The sequence below is a fragment of the Streptomyces sp. NPDC093544 genome (assembly GCF_040683495.1).
Classification (GTDB): Bacteria; Actinomycetota; Actinomycetes; order Streptomycetales; family Streptomycetaceae; genus Streptomyces.
The window spans coordinates 1-15,009 of record NZ_JBFBEA010000007.1 but is presented as its reverse complement, the minus strand read 5'-3'; the positions used below and the strand labels follow the sequence as shown (position 1 = coordinate 15,009).

The 15,009-nt window shown below is 70.7% G+C and carries 14 protein-coding genes; 8 read left to right on the top strand and 6 right to left on the bottom strand.

The genetic code is table 11. From position 1 onward, the window contains the following. The first annotated feature begins 145 nt into the window (after window positions 1–145). Window positions 146–592: an organic hydroperoxide resistance protein gene (locus tag AB0N66_RS11755; protein WP_365431827.1), complete on the top strand. Its 447-nt coding sequence runs from the start codon at window positions 146–148 to the stop codon at window positions 590–592. Window positions 593–659: 67 nt separating this feature from the next. Next, a complete protein-coding gene (locus AB0N66_RS11750; RefSeq protein WP_365431824.1) occupies window positions 660–1,820 on the top strand; it encodes a serine hydrolase domain-containing protein in 1,161 nt (386 codons plus the stop codon). 66 nt (window positions 1,821–1,886) lie between these two features. On the opposite strand, the gene AB0N66_RS11745 is transcribed toward AB0N66_RS11750, so the two are convergent. Then, window positions 1,887–2,354, bottom strand: coding sequence for an SRPBCC family protein (locus tag AB0N66_RS11745; protein ID WP_365431821.1), 468 nt, complete (start codon window positions 2,352–2,354; stop codon window positions 1,887–1,889). A gap of 79 nt (window positions 2,355–2,433) precedes the next feature. On the opposite strand from AB0N66_RS11745, the gene AB0N66_RS11740 reads away from it, so the two are divergent. After that, window positions 2,434–2,739, top strand: coding sequence for a hypothetical protein (locus tag AB0N66_RS11740; protein ID WP_365431818.1), 306 nt, complete (start codon window positions 2,434–2,436; stop codon window positions 2,737–2,739). A 34-nt stretch (window positions 2,740–2,773) separates the two neighbouring features. Here AB0N66_RS11740 and AB0N66_RS11735 read toward each other — a convergent pair whose 3' ends face one another. The 4 genes from AB0N66_RS11735 to AB0N66_RS11720 all read right to left on the bottom strand — a co-directional run bounded on the left by AB0N66_RS11735 (window position 2,774) and on the right by AB0N66_RS11720 (window position 7,729). Beyond that, complete coding sequence (locus AB0N66_RS11735) at window positions 2,774–3,619, bottom strand: DMT family transporter (protein ID WP_365431815.1); 846 nt, start codon at window positions 3,617–3,619, stop codon at window positions 2,774–2,776. Then, a complete protein-coding gene (locus tag AB0N66_RS11730; RefSeq protein ID WP_365431812.1) occupies window positions 3,616–4,116 on the bottom strand; it encodes a YbaK/EbsC family protein in 501 nt (166 codons plus the stop codon). The genes AB0N66_RS11735 and AB0N66_RS11730 overlap by 4 nt, the downstream gene beginning before the upstream one ends. Window positions 4,117–4,302: 186 nt before the next feature. Further along, window positions 4,303–5,982: a penicillin-binding transpeptidase domain-containing protein gene (locus AB0N66_RS11725; protein WP_365431809.1), complete on the bottom strand. Its 1,680-nt coding sequence runs from the start codon at window positions 5,980–5,982 to the stop codon at window positions 4,303–4,305. 97 nt (window positions 5,983–6,079) lie between these two features. Further along, window positions 6,080–7,729, bottom strand: coding sequence for a penicillin-binding transpeptidase domain-containing protein (locus AB0N66_RS11720; protein WP_365431806.1), 1,650 nt, complete (start codon window positions 7,727–7,729; stop codon window positions 6,080–6,082). Window positions 7,730–7,982: 253 nt separating this feature from the next. Here AB0N66_RS11720 and AB0N66_RS11715 point away from each other — a divergent pair, with 253 nt between their 5' ends. Next, window positions 7,983–8,972, top strand: a complete 990-nt coding sequence (locus tag AB0N66_RS11715; protein WP_365431803.1) for an AraC family transcriptional regulator — start codon at window positions 7,983–7,985, stop codon at window positions 8,970–8,972. A gap of 50 nt (window positions 8,973–9,022) precedes the next feature. Here AB0N66_RS11715 and AB0N66_RS11710 read toward each other — a convergent pair whose 3' ends face one another. Beyond that, a complete protein-coding gene (locus AB0N66_RS11710; protein ID WP_365431800.1) occupies window positions 9,023–10,765 on the bottom strand; it encodes a phospholipid carrier-dependent glycosyltransferase in 1,743 nt (580 codons plus the stop codon). 95 nt (window positions 10,766–10,860) lie between these two features. Between AB0N66_RS11710 and rsmI the strand changes: the two genes are divergently transcribed. The 4 genes from rsmI (at window position 10,861) to AB0N66_RS11690 (ending at window position 14,920) form a co-directional block, all read left to right on the top strand. Continuing rightward, on the top strand, window positions 10,861–11,718 hold the full coding sequence (rsmI, locus tag AB0N66_RS11705) for a 16S rRNA (cytidine(1402)-2'-O)-methyltransferase (RefSeq protein ID WP_365431797.1): 858 nt from the start codon (window positions 10,861–10,863) through the stop codon (window positions 11,716–11,718). Between the two features lie 300 nt (window positions 11,719–12,018). Next, window positions 12,019–12,447 (top strand): hypothetical protein, encoded by a 429-nt coding sequence (locus tag AB0N66_RS11700; RefSeq protein ID WP_365431794.1) that lies wholly within the window; start codon window positions 12,019–12,021, stop codon window positions 12,445–12,447. 59 nt (window positions 12,448–12,506) lie between these two features. Continuing rightward, window positions 12,507–13,379: a TatD family hydrolase gene (locus AB0N66_RS11695; RefSeq protein ID WP_365431791.1), complete on the top strand. Its 873-nt coding sequence runs from the start codon at window positions 12,507–12,509 to the stop codon at window positions 13,377–13,379. Between the two features lie 140 nt (window positions 13,380–13,519). Then, window positions 13,520–14,920 (top strand): ubiquitin-like domain-containing protein, encoded by a 1,401-nt coding sequence (locus tag AB0N66_RS11690; protein ID WP_365431788.1) that lies wholly within the window; start codon window positions 13,520–13,522, stop codon window positions 14,918–14,920. Window positions 14,921–15,009 lie beyond the last annotated feature (89 nt).

Genomic DNA, 15,009 nt, shown 5'->3' with positions numbered 1-15,009 from the left:
GACCGAGGGCAAGGTCGCGAAACCCGCTGAGCTGTGGCCGCCCCTCCTTACTACCCCCCGGTAACAAGATGCTCGTGCCGCTCGATAACGTGTGCACGATGCAATCGCCCGCTCCTGCGCCGCCCGCCCCGGGGGAGGTCTCGCCATGATCGACGGCACCACTGTCGACACCCGCCCGACAAAGATCATGTACGTCGCCGAGGCCACCGCGCACGGCGGCCGGGACGGCTACGTCACCAGCCAGGACGGCCAGCTCGAACTGAAGGTCGCGATGCCGCCGGCGCTCGGCGGGGACGGCAACGGCACGAACCCGGAGCAACTGTTCGCGGCCGGCTACAGCTCCTGCTTCCACAACGCGCTGGTCATGGTGGGCCGCCGCTCCGGCTTCGACCTCTCCGGCTCCACGGTCGCCGCGAAAGTCGGCATCGGCCCCAACAAACAGCGCGGATACGGCCTCGCGGTCGCCCTGAGTGTCTCGCTCCCCGTCGTCGACCAGGACGTCGCCGCCAAACTGGTGGACGAGGCCCACGACGTCTGCCCGTACTCCAACGCCACCCGCGGCAACATCGAGGTCACGATCCTGCTCGGCTAGGAATCGCGGGCTCTGCATGTGTGTTGCACGCAGTGTTGGCAGTCGGGTGGCGACAGGGAGTGCGGACGTGGACGTGAACGGCACAGTGGCCGAGGGCTTCGAGCCGGTCAGGGAGGCGTTCGCTGCGAACTTCGACGCGCTCGGGGACCGGGGCGCCGCCGTCGCCGTGTACCGCGACGGGCACAAGGTCGTCGACCTGTGGGGCGGCACGCGGGACGTCGACGGCGCCGAGCCCTGGGAGCGGGGCACCGCGCAGATCGTGCGCTCCGCGACCAAGGGCGTGGCCGCCGCCGTACTCCTCATGCTGGCCGAGCGCGGGCGGCTGGACCTCGACGCTCCGGTCGGCGCGTACTGGCCGGAGTTCAAGGCACGGGGCAAGGAGCGGACACTCGTACGCCATGTCCTCGCGCACCGGGCCGGCGTGCCCGTCCTCGACCACCCGCTGACACCGGCCGAGGCGGCGGATCCCGATCTCGGGGCCGCGGCGGTGGCCGCGCAGACACCCCTGTGGGAGCCGGGCACCGACCACGGATACCACGCACACACGTACAGCTGGCTGACCGGCGAAGTGGTACGGCGGGTGACCGGGCGCTCGATCGGTGACTGGATCGCCGACGAGATCGCCGGACCGCTGGGACTGGACCTGTGGGTCGGGCTGCCGGACGCGGTGGCGGCGCGGGTCGGCCGGGTCGGGCAGGTCGAGGGACCGCCGGCGGCGGGCGGTCTGCACACCCGGCCCAAGCGGTCAATCTCCGAGGCGTACGCGGATTCCGCGTCGCTGACGCGCCGCGCGTTTGCCGCGATCACCCCGCCGGCGGACGAGAACGATGCCGCGTACCGGGCGGCCGTCCTGCCCGCCTCCAACGGGATCGCCACGGCGGAGGGCCTCGCGCGCTTCTACGCCTCGCTGATCGGGGAGGTGGACGGCGTGCGGCTGTTCTCCCCGGCCACCGTCTCGGCGGCCCGCGCCGAACAGTCCGCCGGACCTGACCGCGTCCTGGTCGTCAACACCCGTTTCGGGCACGGGTACATGCTGCACGGCACCGCGTCCCCACTGCTGTCCGCGGGCTCCTTCGGGCACCCTGGCCGAGGCGGCGCACTCGGCTTCGCGGACCCCGAGTCGGGGATCGCCTTCGGGTATGTGACGAACGGCTTCCGCAAGAGCGTGACGGCGGATGCGCGGGCGCAGGCGTTGGTGGGGGCGGTGCGGGGGGTTGTGGGGCGCTGAACCCCGGGGCTGTTGAGCCTGGCCGGTCCGCTCACCAGCGTTGGCCCGGGCCGCAGCCGACCTGAGTCAGCCGGTCCCTTCGACGTACGACGCCAGGTTGGCCAGCGAGGAGGCGATCCCGGTCTCGTGTGCCTCTTGGTCGATGCCGGGCGGCACATCCGTGGCGGTGACGGTCACCTCGGTCCCGTCACCGGCGGCAGCCAGCTGCCAGGTCATCGTCATGGTGCCCGCGTACGACGGGTCGTCGGCCTCGAACACCGCCCGCTGCACCACGCGCTCCGGTGGCACCAGGTCGGCGAACCCGACATCGACGACATCCGTCGCGTCCGAAGTCTTGCCGGGACTGTCGGTGGCGTCGAGGTAGGTGAGGACCATCCGGAACCCGCCACCGGGCCGGGGATCCCACCGCTCGACCCGCCCGCGCATGCCGTCCGGCGGCAACCAGGCCTCCAGGGACTCCCGGTCGAGGAGGGCCCCATAGACGGTCGCCGGTGACGCGGCAATCACCCGGCTGGCGCGGTCGGTCCTGTCCATGGCCCGAGTCTAGAACCGCTGTCCATGCTCTCCCCGCTGTCTATGCTCTTCCCACGAAGAACGGGGCGGGAGAGGGACCTTGATTCAGAAGCTGCGCAGTTGGCTCGGCGGTGGTCGCCAGACACCGAGGGAAGTTCCGCCGGACAACGGATCGACCCGGTACGTGGAACAGCTGGCCAAGCGGATGATCAAGCTCGTCACGTCCCGCGAAGGGGTGCCCGGCAATCTGCCCGAGATACGCGCCATCGGGCAGCGCCTGCACGACCGCAGCGGCACGGACCGCATGCGGGACCTGCTCTTCGAGGTGGGCGAGACCCATGGCCGCCCGGATCTGGAACCCACGATCGCGCGGGCATGGGACGGCGTCGGCGACTGGCGGAGCTGACCCGGATCCCCCTGCATGTCCCCCTGCACGCGACTCACCCCGTGTGCAGCATCAGCCCGATCCCCACCACCAGGAGCCCCGCCGCCGCGATCCGGGGCGCGCCGAACTGTTCTTTGAAGAAGATCGCCCCGATGGCCGCGCCGACGATGATCGAGGACTCGCGCAGGGCCGCTATCGGTGCCAGTTCCGCTCGGGTCTGGGCCCAGAGGACCAGCCCGTACGCCGTGACGGAGAGCGCCGCGCCGAGCAGGCCGAGGGCGGCGAACGGGCGTAGGACGGTGACGAGTTCGCCGCGCCAGCGGTATGCCGCGTACACCGGGATCACGAAGCCCTCGATGGCCATCAGGTAGGCGATGTACCCGAGGGAGGAGCCGGAGGCGCGCACGCCCAGGCCGTCCACGACGGTGTACGCGGCGATCGACACCCCCGTCGCCAACGCCGCGCCGATCGCCGCCCAGTTGGGGCGACGCCCCCGCAGCCCCCACAGCGCGACGCCGGTCAGCCCCGCGCAGGACAACGCGATCCCAGCCGCCGCCCACCCGTTGGGCACCTCGTGCGCGAAGACCGCCGCCAGTCCGGTGACGATGAGGGGAGCGGTACCCCGGGCTATGGGATAGGCCTGTCCGAAGTCGCCGAGCCGGAACGAGCGCATCAGCAGGACGTAGTACGCGATGTGGATCACGGCCGACGCGATCAGATACGGCCACGCCCCGGACGCGGGCACCGGCGTGAACGGCATCATGGCCAGTCCGATCAGCATGCCGCCGCCCGCGATGAGCGTGAAGCCGACCAGCTTGTCGGTGATGCGGTGCGCGATCGCGTTCCAGCAGGCGTGGGTGACCGCGGCGAGCAGGACGGCCGCGGTCACCAGCGGGGTCACTGGGTCTGCTCGCGCACGTCCACCAGCGTGCCGCCCGCGTGGGCGATCAGGGTCTTGGGGTCCATCGGGAAGACGGCGCACGGGGGGCCCGCTGCGGCCCACACCGTTTCGTGGTCGAGCAGTGAACGGTCCGCAAGAACACGGGTCTTGGTGCGGTGTCCGAAGGGCGGTACGCCGCCGATGGCGTACCCCGTCGTCTCCCGCACGAGGTCCGCCTTCGCCCGGGTCACCTTCTCGGCGCCCAACTCCCGCTGTACGAGCTCGACATCGACGCGGGAGGCACCATCCATGAGGACGAGGACGGGCACTCCGTCCGCCGCGAAGATCAGCGACTTGCAGATCTGGCTCAGTTCGCAGCCGATCGCTGCGGCGGCCTCTGCGGCGGTGCGGGTCGCGTCCGGGAAGCGCCGGACCCGGGGGATCAGGTCGCCGAGGCCCAGCTCACGCAGGGCCTCGGCGAAACGGGGGTTGGCGGCGTTCTCTTCTGGTGCGGTCATGAGGGGCACGGTAGCGGTGGGTGTACGGGGCATGCGACCGAGTTCCGGTGGGTGGGCCGGGGGTGGTGCTGATGTCGGGGTGGGTGCGCTGCCCGGCACTTACGGGGTGCCGCTCCTTTGGGACGGGCGCCGCCCCAGCGGCACGATTGCCCGCGGCTGGGGAGGCGGAGGGGGAAGGAGAGGGGGCTAGCTTCCCGCCTTCAGCAGTGCCGCCACGATCGGGCCCGCCGTGTCGCCGCCGTGGCCGCCCTGCTGGACGACGCCCGCGGCCGCCAAGTCGCCCTTGTACGCCGTGAACCAGCCGTTGGGCTTGTCCTGGCCGTCGACCTCGGCGGAGCCGGTCTTCGCGCCGTAGTCGGGGCCGAGGCCGGACATCGCCTCGGCGGCGGTGCCGGACGAAGCGGTGTACTGCATGAGTTCGCGGAGCTGGGAGAGGGTGTCGGCGGACAGCGTGCGGGAGGCCGTGGCGAGGGTGCGCTTGTCCACGGTCGGGGCCACCAGGTACGGCTGGTGGAAGGTGCCCGTCTTGACCGTGGCGGCGACCGACGCCATGTTCAGCGGGTTCATGCGGACCCCGCCCTGGCCGATCAGCGAGGCCGCCATCTGCGCCTCCGACTGCACGGGCACCGCGCCGTCGAAGGACGGTACGCCGATGGCCCAGTTGTCCATGCCGAGGCCGAACGCCTGCTGGGCCTGCTTGGTGAGGCTGTCGTTCTCCAGCTCGGGGGCCTGGCTGATGAAGGCGGTGTTGCAGGAGCGCGCGAAGCTCGCCTTGAACGTGCCGTTCTTGATCTCGAAGTCGTCGTCGTTGTGGAACTTCCAGTTGCCGTACGTGAAGGTCTTGGGGCACGGGTGCTGCTTGTCGGCCGAGGCGAGGCCCTGGTCGATGAGCAGCGAAGCCGTGATGACCTTCATCGTGGAGCCGGGGGCGAGGGAGCCCTGGAAGGCGGTGTTGAAGCCGTGGCTCTGGTTCGCGACCGCGAGGATCTCGCCCGTCGAGGCGCTCATCAGGACCACCGACGACTTGGCCTTCTTGGCCACTTCCTCCTCGGCGGCGGCCTGGAGGGTGGGGCTGAGGGTCGTCTTCACGGTCCCCGGCGTGCCCTTGCTGAGCGTCAGCAGCGTCTTGTCGGGCGTCTTCTCCTCGCCCTTCGCCGCGGCCTTGCGGATCACCTGGAGCTCGACGCCGGCCTTGCCGCCGGCCGTCTTGCCGTACTTCTCGCGCAGCCCGTCCAACACCGTGCCCAGGGAAGGGTACTTGGCCGTGGTCAGCTCGCCGCCGTGCTTGTCGACGGCCTTGATCGGGGGCGTACCGGACTCGCCGGTGACCAGCCGGTCGCCGTCCTGGAGGTCCGGATGCACGACGGACGGCTTCCAACTCACCAGCGGAACACCGTCCTTGGCCCGTCGTACGACCGTCAGCTTCGACTCGTACGAGAGCGGCTTACTCGTGTCCTTGTACGTGACGGTGCCCTTGACGGAGAACGGGACGACGGCTCCCGACCGGGTGCCGCTCGTCAGCGTCACGCCGGTGATGTGCGCGTCCTTGGTGTAGCCGGTCAGCAGGGTCTTCGCGGCCGCCGAGTCGTCCGTGGCGGCGGACGCCGTCGTGACGTCACCGCTCTGCCAGGCGGTGAGGAACTTCGTGGCCGCCGTGGTCACCTCGGTGGCGGACAGCGGGCCGGTCTTGACGGCCTTCTCGTCGGCGGTCGTCGACGACGCCCTGTCCTCGGCCGCCGCGTCACCGCCGTACAGGCTGTAGGCGCCGAACGCCCCACCGGCGATGACCACGGCGATCACCCCGCCGAGGACGGCCGGCTTCGCCTTCTTGCTCTTGCCCTCGTCGACGCGTCTTCTGTTGCCCACAGCTAAATGTCCTCCGCCGGTTCCCCTGGTGCCCCCGTGCCCACATGCTCCTCAACGAGAGGCACCACCCTAGGGTCCCGCCCTGTGAGGAGTGACTTCAGCCACCGGTTCGTAGCACAGCTGCGACGATCGGACCGGCCGCGTCGCCGCCGTGGCCGCCTCCCTGGACCAGCGCGGCGGCCGAGATGTCGTTCCGGTAGCCGGTGAACCAGCTGTCGGAGACGGCTTTGCCGTCGATCTCGGCGGAGCCGGTCTTGGCGCCGATGCTGCCGCCGCCGACCCCGGCCATGGCCTTGGCGGCGGTGCCGCTGACGGCGGTGGCGTTCATCATCGAGCGGAGCTGCGAGACCGTGTTCGAGGGCAGCCCCTTGGCGGTGGCCAGTTGGCGGTCGTCGAGCTCGGGCGACACGATGACCGGCTGCCGGAAGGTGCCGGTGATGGCGGTCGCGGTCACCGAGGCCAGGTTCAGCGGGTTCAGCTGCACATGGCCCTGGCCGATCGCGTTCGCCGCGCGGTCCGGGCCGCCGGAGGCGGGGACGCTGCCGTCGAAGGACGCGATACCGGTCTTCCAGTTGTCCTGGCCCAGGCCGAACCGGGTCTGCGCCTCGGTCGTCAGCGACTCGTCGGTGAGCGGGTTCGCCTCGGTGCCGTCGATGAGATTGATGAAGGCGGTGTTGCAGGACCGCATGAAGCTGTTGCCGAGGCTCGCGTTCTCGTTGGGCGCCATGCCCGTGAGGTTCTTGAAGGTCTGGCTCTGCCAGACGGCGGTCTCCGTACAGGGCGCCGGGCCGTTCATCGAGGTCACGCCGTTGTCTATGAACATCGCCGCGGTGATGATCTTCATGGTGGAGCCGGGCGCCACCTTGCCGAGGAACGCCGCGTTGAAGCCGTCCTTGCGGTTGTTGGCGACCGCGAGCACCTCACCGGTGCTCGGCTTCACGGCGACCACGGACGACTGGTCGTACTCCTTGACCGCCGTCTCGGCCGCCGCCTGCGCGCTCGCGCTGAGCGTCGTCCTCAGCTTGCCCGGTTCGCCCTTGGCGAGGGTCACGAGCGTCGTGTCACCCGCGTTCTCGTCCTCGTGCCGGATCGCCAGCTCGGCGCCGGCCGTGCCGCCCGCGGTGTCGCCGTACTTGCCGCGCAGCTCGTCCAGGATCGGACCCAGCGACGGGTACTTCTCCGCGGTCAGGACAACGTTGTTCCGGTCCACGGCCTCGATCGGCGGGTCCGCCGCCTCGCCCGTGACGAACGTGTCGCCCTTCTCCAGCTCGGGATGGATGACCGACGGCTGCCAGTCGACCAGTGCCTTCCCGGTGGTGAGCCCGCGTACGACGGTCAGTTTCGAGTCGTACGAGAGTGGCTTGCTCTTCCCGTCGAACGACACCGTCGCCTCGACCGAGAACGGCACGGACGCACCGGACGGTGTGCCCGGCGTGATCTGCACCTTGGTGATGTGCCCGGCGTCGCTGTAGCTGGTCAGTACCGGCTCCGCGTCCGCGTCGTTGTTCGTGAGCGCCGCCGCCGTGACCGCGTTGCCCTTTTCCCAGGCCGCGAAGAACTCGGCCGACGCGTCCTTGACCTCGTCGGCGCTCGGCGGCCCGGTCTTCACCGGCGCGGGCCCGGAGGACCCGGTGCTTCCCCCGTCCCCGCTGACCGCGGACACCACGTTGTACGCGCCGTACCCGGCGCCCCCCACCATCACCGCGAACACACTGCCGATGACGGCGGCCTTTGCCCCCTTGCGCATCGCGCGATCCCCTCCCCGTGGACCCCTCCCCGAACTTCTGAACGCGTTCAGAAAGGGTCGTCTCTCCGCACTCTATGCGGGGGGAGTGGCACGTGGGGGGAAAGTTTCCCTTTTGTTGGACCCAGGTGTCCAGCCACATACCTTGACGCCGGGCCGCGTCGGACGGCTCGGGCATCGGTGGACGCGGCAACCGTCGCATCGCCTGCACAGGACGCTCCGGCGGGGCCATCCTGGTGTGGACGAGGGGGCTCAGATGGAGGTGCAGCAGGCCCAGACCGTGGTGCTCGGCAGCGTCGTCACGCGCGACGTGGACGAGATCCGTGCGGCGCTCGCCACGTCCTTCAGCGATGCGTGGCTCGACGTGCGCGGAGACGCCGGCGACTTTGTCGCGAAACTCGCGTTCGTCGATCTGGGCACGCTGACGGTCGGCAGGGTGAGCTACGGCACACAGATCACGGGACGAACCAGCGAAGTGGGTTGCTACAACGTGGCGGTGCCGATCACCGGCTCCTTCTCCACGCGGCAGGGTCGAGGGCCGGTCTCGTATGCCGGTCACGGCCGCGCGGTGGTCCGTGACCCGGCGGGTGACAACCTCGTCGACGACTGGTCGCCCGACTGCGAGATATTCAACGTGAGGGTCGACAAGGCGCTGCTGGTGCGGCAGTTGGAGACGCTGCTGGGGCGTCCGGTGCACCGTCGCCCGGTTCTCGCGCCGGCCTTCGACGTGAGCAGCGGTCCGGGGCGCAGCTGGGTGAACCTGGTGTCGTGGTGCCTGCTGGAAAGGGAGGTGCCCCAAGGCCTGCTGCGGCAGCCGATGTTCGCCGGACGGATCGAACAGGCCCTGCTGGAGGGCCTGTTGCTGGCGAGCGACCACCAGTACCGCGAGGCCCTGGAGGCACCACCCCCGTCCATGCGGCCCGCGGCGGTCAAGCGGGTGATGGACGCGGTACGTGAGCACCCCGCCGACCCCTACGACGCGGCCAAGCTCGCCGCCATCGCCCAGGTCAGCCTGCGCACCCTCCAGGATGCGTTCCGCAAGAACCTGGGCATGTCCCCGATGAACTACGTCCACGAGGTCAGGCTCCAGCGGGTACGGGAGCAACTGCTCCTCGCGGTCCCTGGGACGGTCACCGTCACGGACGTGGCCTACCAGTGGGGTTTCGCGCACCTGGGCCGCTTCGCGCAGCGCTACCGGGCCCGCTTCGGGGAGGCGCCGTCCCAGACCCTGCAGTCCGCCGCCTGATCGACGGATGGCGCGGCGCACTGCCGCGCCATCGTCGTGCGTCCGCCCAGCTAGACCCAGGTGTCCAGCCACATCCGCGACCGCCAGCTGTCGATGGGGATCGCCTGGCCCGTATAGATCGGCCAGAAATAGATGAAGTTCCAGGCGATCAGCAGGACCAGGACGCCTGCGGCTGTGGCGCCGATGACGCGGCGGCGTTCGGTGGAGCCCGGTGGGCCGATGATGGCGCCGATCATCATGGCGACGGCCAGGCAGAGGAAGGGTACGAAGACGACGGCGTAGAAGAAGAAGATCGTGCGCTCCTGGTACAGGAACCAGGGGAGGTAACCGGCCGCGATGCCACAGGCGATCGCGCCCGCGCGCCAGTCCCGGCGGAAGGCCCAGCGCCACAGGACGTAGAGGATCGCGAAGCAGGCCGCCCACCACAGGAGCGGGGTGCCGAGGGCGAGTACCTCGCGGGCGCACTTCTCGCCCGCGTCCGTGGGGCAGCCGTCCTTGCCGGGGGCCGGGGACTCGTAGAAGTAGGAGACCGGGCGGCCCAGGACGATCCAGCTCCACGGGTTCGACTGGTAGGGGTGCGGGGACGAGAGGCCGACGTGGAAGTCGTACACCTGGTTCTCGTAGTGCCACAGGCTGCGCAGCCAGTCGGGGAGCCAGGTGAAGCTGCCGCCCTTGCCGTCGGTCACGGCCCAGTTGCGAAAGTAGCCGCCCTTGCCGTTGTCGGGGGAGAGGATCCAGCCGGTCCAGGAGATGAGGTAGGTCGCGATCACGACCGGGACCGTGGCCAGGAACGTGATGCCCGTGTCGCGCTTGAGGACCGCCTGGTACGGGTGCCGGGCGCCGGCGACGCGGCGCGAGCCGACGTCCCAGAGGAGGGCCAGCACGCCGAACGCGACGAGGAAGTAGAGGGCGTTCCACTTGGTGCCGAGGGCCAGGCCCAGCATGAGGCCGGCCATCCAGCGCCAGGGGCGCCAGCCGAGGCGGGTGGTCTCGGCGAGGTGCGCGTCGGGGCGTGCGAAACCGTCGTCGTCCGGCGGGAGCGCGGCCGCCAGTCTGGCGCGGGACCTGTCGCGGTCGACGACCAGGCAGCCGAAGGCGGCGAGGATGAAGAACATGAGCACGCCGTCGAGCAGCGCGGTGCGGCTCATCACGAAGTGCAGGCCATCGACCGCCATCAGCGTGCCGGCCAGGCAGCCGAGGAAGGTCGAGCGGAAGAGGCGGCGCCCGATCCGGCACAGCAGCAGCACCGACAGTGTGCCGAGCACCGCCGTCATGAAGCGCCAGCCGAAGGGGTTGAACCCGAACATCCACTCGCCGAGCCCGATGACGTACTTGCCGACCGGCGGGTGCACGACATAGGCGGCGTCGGTCGGGATCCGGACGTTGCCGTCGCCCTGGAGGATCAGGTCGTTGGCGTCCTTGGCCCAGTTGACCTCGAAACCGCGGTTGAACAGTGCCCAGGCGTCCTTGGCGTAGTACGTCTCGTCGAATATCACCGCCTTGGGATTGCCCAGGTTCCAGAACCGCATGAGCCCGGCGACCAGCGTCACCAGGAGCGGTCCCACCCACGCCGACCAGCGCGTGAGGCGCTCGGCGAGCTCGTGGCGCACCCCGATCGTCGTCCAGATACGGGGGGAGGGCTCGGCGTACGGCGGCACCAGCCTGTCGCGTACGTCGATGGTCGGCCCTGCCGTGTATCCGAAGCGGCGCAGCCGCTGCTGCCACGACGGCCGCTGGTCTTCTTCTGCGGCCTGGCCCTGCCGGGTGTCCGTGGAGGACGCGGTACTGGTCACCGCGCCATCGTAGGGAACCCTTCTGTGGGAGTCCCGCGCCCGGGCCCTTCCGGCCGGATGAGGTTCTCCCGCCGGTGCCCTGCGAGGATGGGCCCGTGACAGGAATCCTCGTGTTGGCAGGCACCCCCATTGGTGACATCTCGGACGCGCCGCCCCGGCTCGCCCAGGAACTGGCCGGGGCCGATGTCGTCGCGGCCGAGGACACCCGGCGGCTGCGCCGGCTCACCCAGGCGCTGGGCGTGCAGGTCGGCGGGCGCGTGGTGTCGTACTTCGAGGGCAACGAGGCGGCCCGGACGCCCGAACTGGTCGAGGCGCTGGTCGGCGGGGCGCGGGTGGTGCTCGTGACCGACGCCGGGATGCCGTCCGTGTCGGACCCCGGGTACCGGCTGGTCGCGGCCGCCGTCGAGAAGGACATCAAGGTCACCGCCGTACCTGGCCCGTCCGCCGTGCTCACCGCGCTCGCGCTGTCGGGACTGCCCGTCGACCGCTTCTGCTTCGAGGGCTTCCTGCCCAGGAAGGCGGGCGAACGGCTGTCCCGGCTGCGCGAAGTCGCCGCGGAACGCCGGACGTTGGTCTATTTCGAGGCACCGCACCGCCTCGACGACACTCTCGCCGCGATGGCCGAGGTCTTCGGCGCCGAGCGCCGGGCCGCCGTCTGCCGCGAGCTGACGAAGACGTACGAGGAGGTCAAGCGCGGCCCGCTGGACGAGCTGGCCGCCTGGGCCGTCGAAGGCGTACGCGGTGAGATCACCGTCGTCGTCGAGGGCGCCCCCGAGAAGGCCGAGCAGCTGGACGCCGCCGAACTGGTGCGCAGGGTGCAGGTGCGCGAGGAGGCGGGGGAGCGGCGCAAGGAGGCGATCGCGGTGGTGGCGGAGGAGGCCGGGCTTCCGAAGAGGGAGGTCTTCGACGCGGTGGTCGCGGCGAAGAACGCGGCCCGGAGCGCTGCCTCGTAGGTCTCGTAGGCACCACAGGCACCAGGGGAAACGCCCCCGCGCGCGCCCGGAAGAGCCCGCCCCACAGGCCGCCATGAGCGGGGCGCTGGTACCACCCCATAGACGGGCAAAGGGCTGTCGTGGAAGGCAAAGCGCAGGCCCGCCACCAGGGGCGTTGTGGCAAGGAAAGGCCAAGACGGCTCCAACACTCGACAGGTCTCGTGCACTCGCGCCGGGAGAAGCGTCCACTGGATGAAGGGACGCATCGTCCCTTCGCCTCCGCCAGCCGGAGGCGCTTGTCCAGCGGACAGAGGAGCTGGCATGAGTGAGATCGCAGGACAGACCGGTACCCGCAGCGCCGCGGCCACCGCCGTAGTCAACGAGTCGTATTCCTTCGCCTGCATGCGCTGTGGGCACGGGTGGGAGCAGTCGTACGAGATCGAGCACCACCGCGACGCCGAGGGCACCGAGTTCGTGATGTACGTCGCGAACGGCAGTGTCGTGCCGTCGCCGCTGAGCCGCCCCACCTGCCTGAACTGCGACAACCACGTGGTGCGCATCATGCGCGCCGGCCAGGTGTCCTCCGTCCAGGAGTCCCTCCACCGTCTGCAACAGCGGACCCAGCCGCGGCGGAAGGCCGACGCGACGCCCGACGAGGCCCTCGGGGAGTCCCAGGCGACCTCCAAGGAACCGCACCACTGGCACCTCTCGGATCTGCTGCACCCGTTCGCACACCGCAAGGCCGGCTGACCCGGCACGAGCGCGGACTCAGGGTGAGTGTGGGCATGCCCCTTTCGTAGGATCGGGGTATGCCCACCGACAAGACCGAAGCCCCGCCCCGCCCCGAGCCGTTGCGCGTGCCCGTCGCCGACTCGCACACCCACCTCGACATGCAATCGGGCACGGTGGACGAGATCCTCGCCAAGGCCGCGTCGGTCGGGGTGACCACGGTCGTACAGGTCGGCTGCGACGTGAAGGGCTCGCGCTGGGCGGCCGAGACGGCCGCCGCGTACGGCGCCGTCCACGCGACGGTCGCGCTGCACCCCAACGAAGCGCCCCGCATCGTGCACGGCGACCCCGACGGCTGGTCCCGGCAGGGCGAGCGGGCGCCGGGCGGTGACGCGGCGCTGGACGAGGCGCTCGTCGAGATCGACCGGCTGGCCGCCCTGCCACAGGTCAAGGGCGTCGGCGAGACCGGGCTCGACCACTTCCGCACCGGCCCCGAGGGCAAGGACGCCCAGGAACGGTCCTTCCGGGCCCACATCGAGATCGCCAAGCGGCACGGCAAGGCCCTGGTCATCCACGACCGCGACGCCCACGCCGACGTGCTGCGCATCCTCGCGGAGGAGGGCGCCCCCGAGCGGACCGTCTTCCACTGCTACTCCGGTGACGCCGCGATGGCCGAGGTGTGCGCCCGCGCCGGCTACTTCATGTCCTTCGCCGGCAACATGACCTTCAAGAACGCCCAGCCGCTGCGTGACGCGCTCGCCGTGGCGCCGCTGGAACTCGTCCTCGTGGAGACCGACGCACCCTTCCTGACCCCCGCTCCGTACCGCGGACGGCCTAACGCGCCGTATCTCGTTCCGGTCACGGTGCGCGCCATGGCCGCGGTGCGGGGGATCGACGAGGACGCGCTGGCGACCTCGGTCTCCGCGAACACCGCGCGCGCGTTTGATTACTGACGGATAACGCTTCCTGGGGTTCTTCCCTCTCGTACCTCAGGGCAGTGTCGCGACACAGCGTAGCCGCGTTGCTTTGGAGAGTGACGACCACTCCGCTAGGTTCTGGTCGCCCGATCCGGACCCTCCTGGAGCGTGTCGTCGTGAGCAACTCGCAGTACGAGACGTACGGAACGACTGGAACCACAGGAACGACTGGAACCACAGGAACGACTGGAACCACAGGAACGACTGGAACCACAGGAACGCCGTACGAGCCGCCGTACGACCATGGTGGCGGCTACGGCTACGAGGACACGTACGCGCCCGCCTACGAGGCGTACGCGCCGGAGTCCGACCTTCCCACTGAGCCCCGGCTGCCCCGGCAGGCCGCCCCTGGCCCCGCCGCCCCGCGGTCCGGGGGCCGTGCCGAGGCCCGGCGCGCGGCCCGGCGCAGGGGCACCGGCGAGCGCCCCGACTCTCTGCGGCGGCTGCTCCCGCAGGCGCTGGTCGTCGCGTTCCTGGCCGGCGGCACCTCCGCCTTCGTCGCCAACGACAAGGCGATCGAGCTCACCGTCGACGGGAAGCCGCGCACGCTGCACACCTTCGCGGACGACGTGACCGAACTGCTCGCCGACGAGGGCGTCGACGTGGGGGCGCACGACGTGGTGGCGCCCGCTCCGGGCACGGCGCTCGCGACCGGCGACGAGGTCGCGGTGCACTACGGGCGTCCCGTGCGCCTCACCCTCGACGGGCAACGGCGCGAGGTGTGGACGACGGCGCACACCGTGGACGGGGCGCTCCGGCAGCTCGGAGTGCGCGCCGAGGGAGCGTACGTATCGACCTCGCGCTCCCAGCCGATCGGCCGCGCCGGGCTGACCCTCGACGTCCGCACCGAGCGCACGGTCACGATCATGGCGGACGGGCGGGCGCGGACGATCCGTACGAACGCGGCGAGCGTGCACGAGGCCCTCGGCGAGGCCGGGATCACGCTCCGCGGGCAGGACACCACCTCCGTCGCGCCCGGGAGCTTCCCCCGCGACGGGCAGACCGTCACCGTCATGCGGGTCACCGGGACCAAGGAGGTCCGCGAGGAGTCGATTCCGTTCGCCGTGGAGCGGACGCACGATTCCTCGCTGTTCCGGGGCACCGAGGTGGTCGAGCGGGCCGGGCAGCCCGGCGCGCGGCGGGTCACTTACCTCCTGCGGACCGTCAACGGCGTCAAGCAGAAGCCGCGGCTGGTCCGTTCCGAGGTGGTGCGGGAGCCGCGGGCGCAGGTGGTGAAGGTCGGTACGAAGCCGATGCCCACGTCCGTCGGCGGGGCCGATCATCTGAACTGGTCCGGGCTCGCGGCGTGTGAGTCGGGTGGGCGGCCCGGGGCGGTGGATCCCTCCGGTACGTACGGAGGGCTCTACCAGTTCGACACCCGGACGTGGCAGGGGCTCGGGGGCGCGGGGCGGCCCCAGGACGCGCCCGCGGCGGAGCAGACGTTCCGGGCGAAGAAGCTGTACGTGCGGCGCGGAGCCAGTCCTTGGCCGCATTGTGGGGCGCGGTTGGGTGGGTGAGGGGTTTTTCGCCCCCTCCGCCCCTGCCCATTCCCGTCCCCAGGGGGCTCTGCCCCCTGGACCCCCGCTCCTCAAACGCCGGAGGGGCT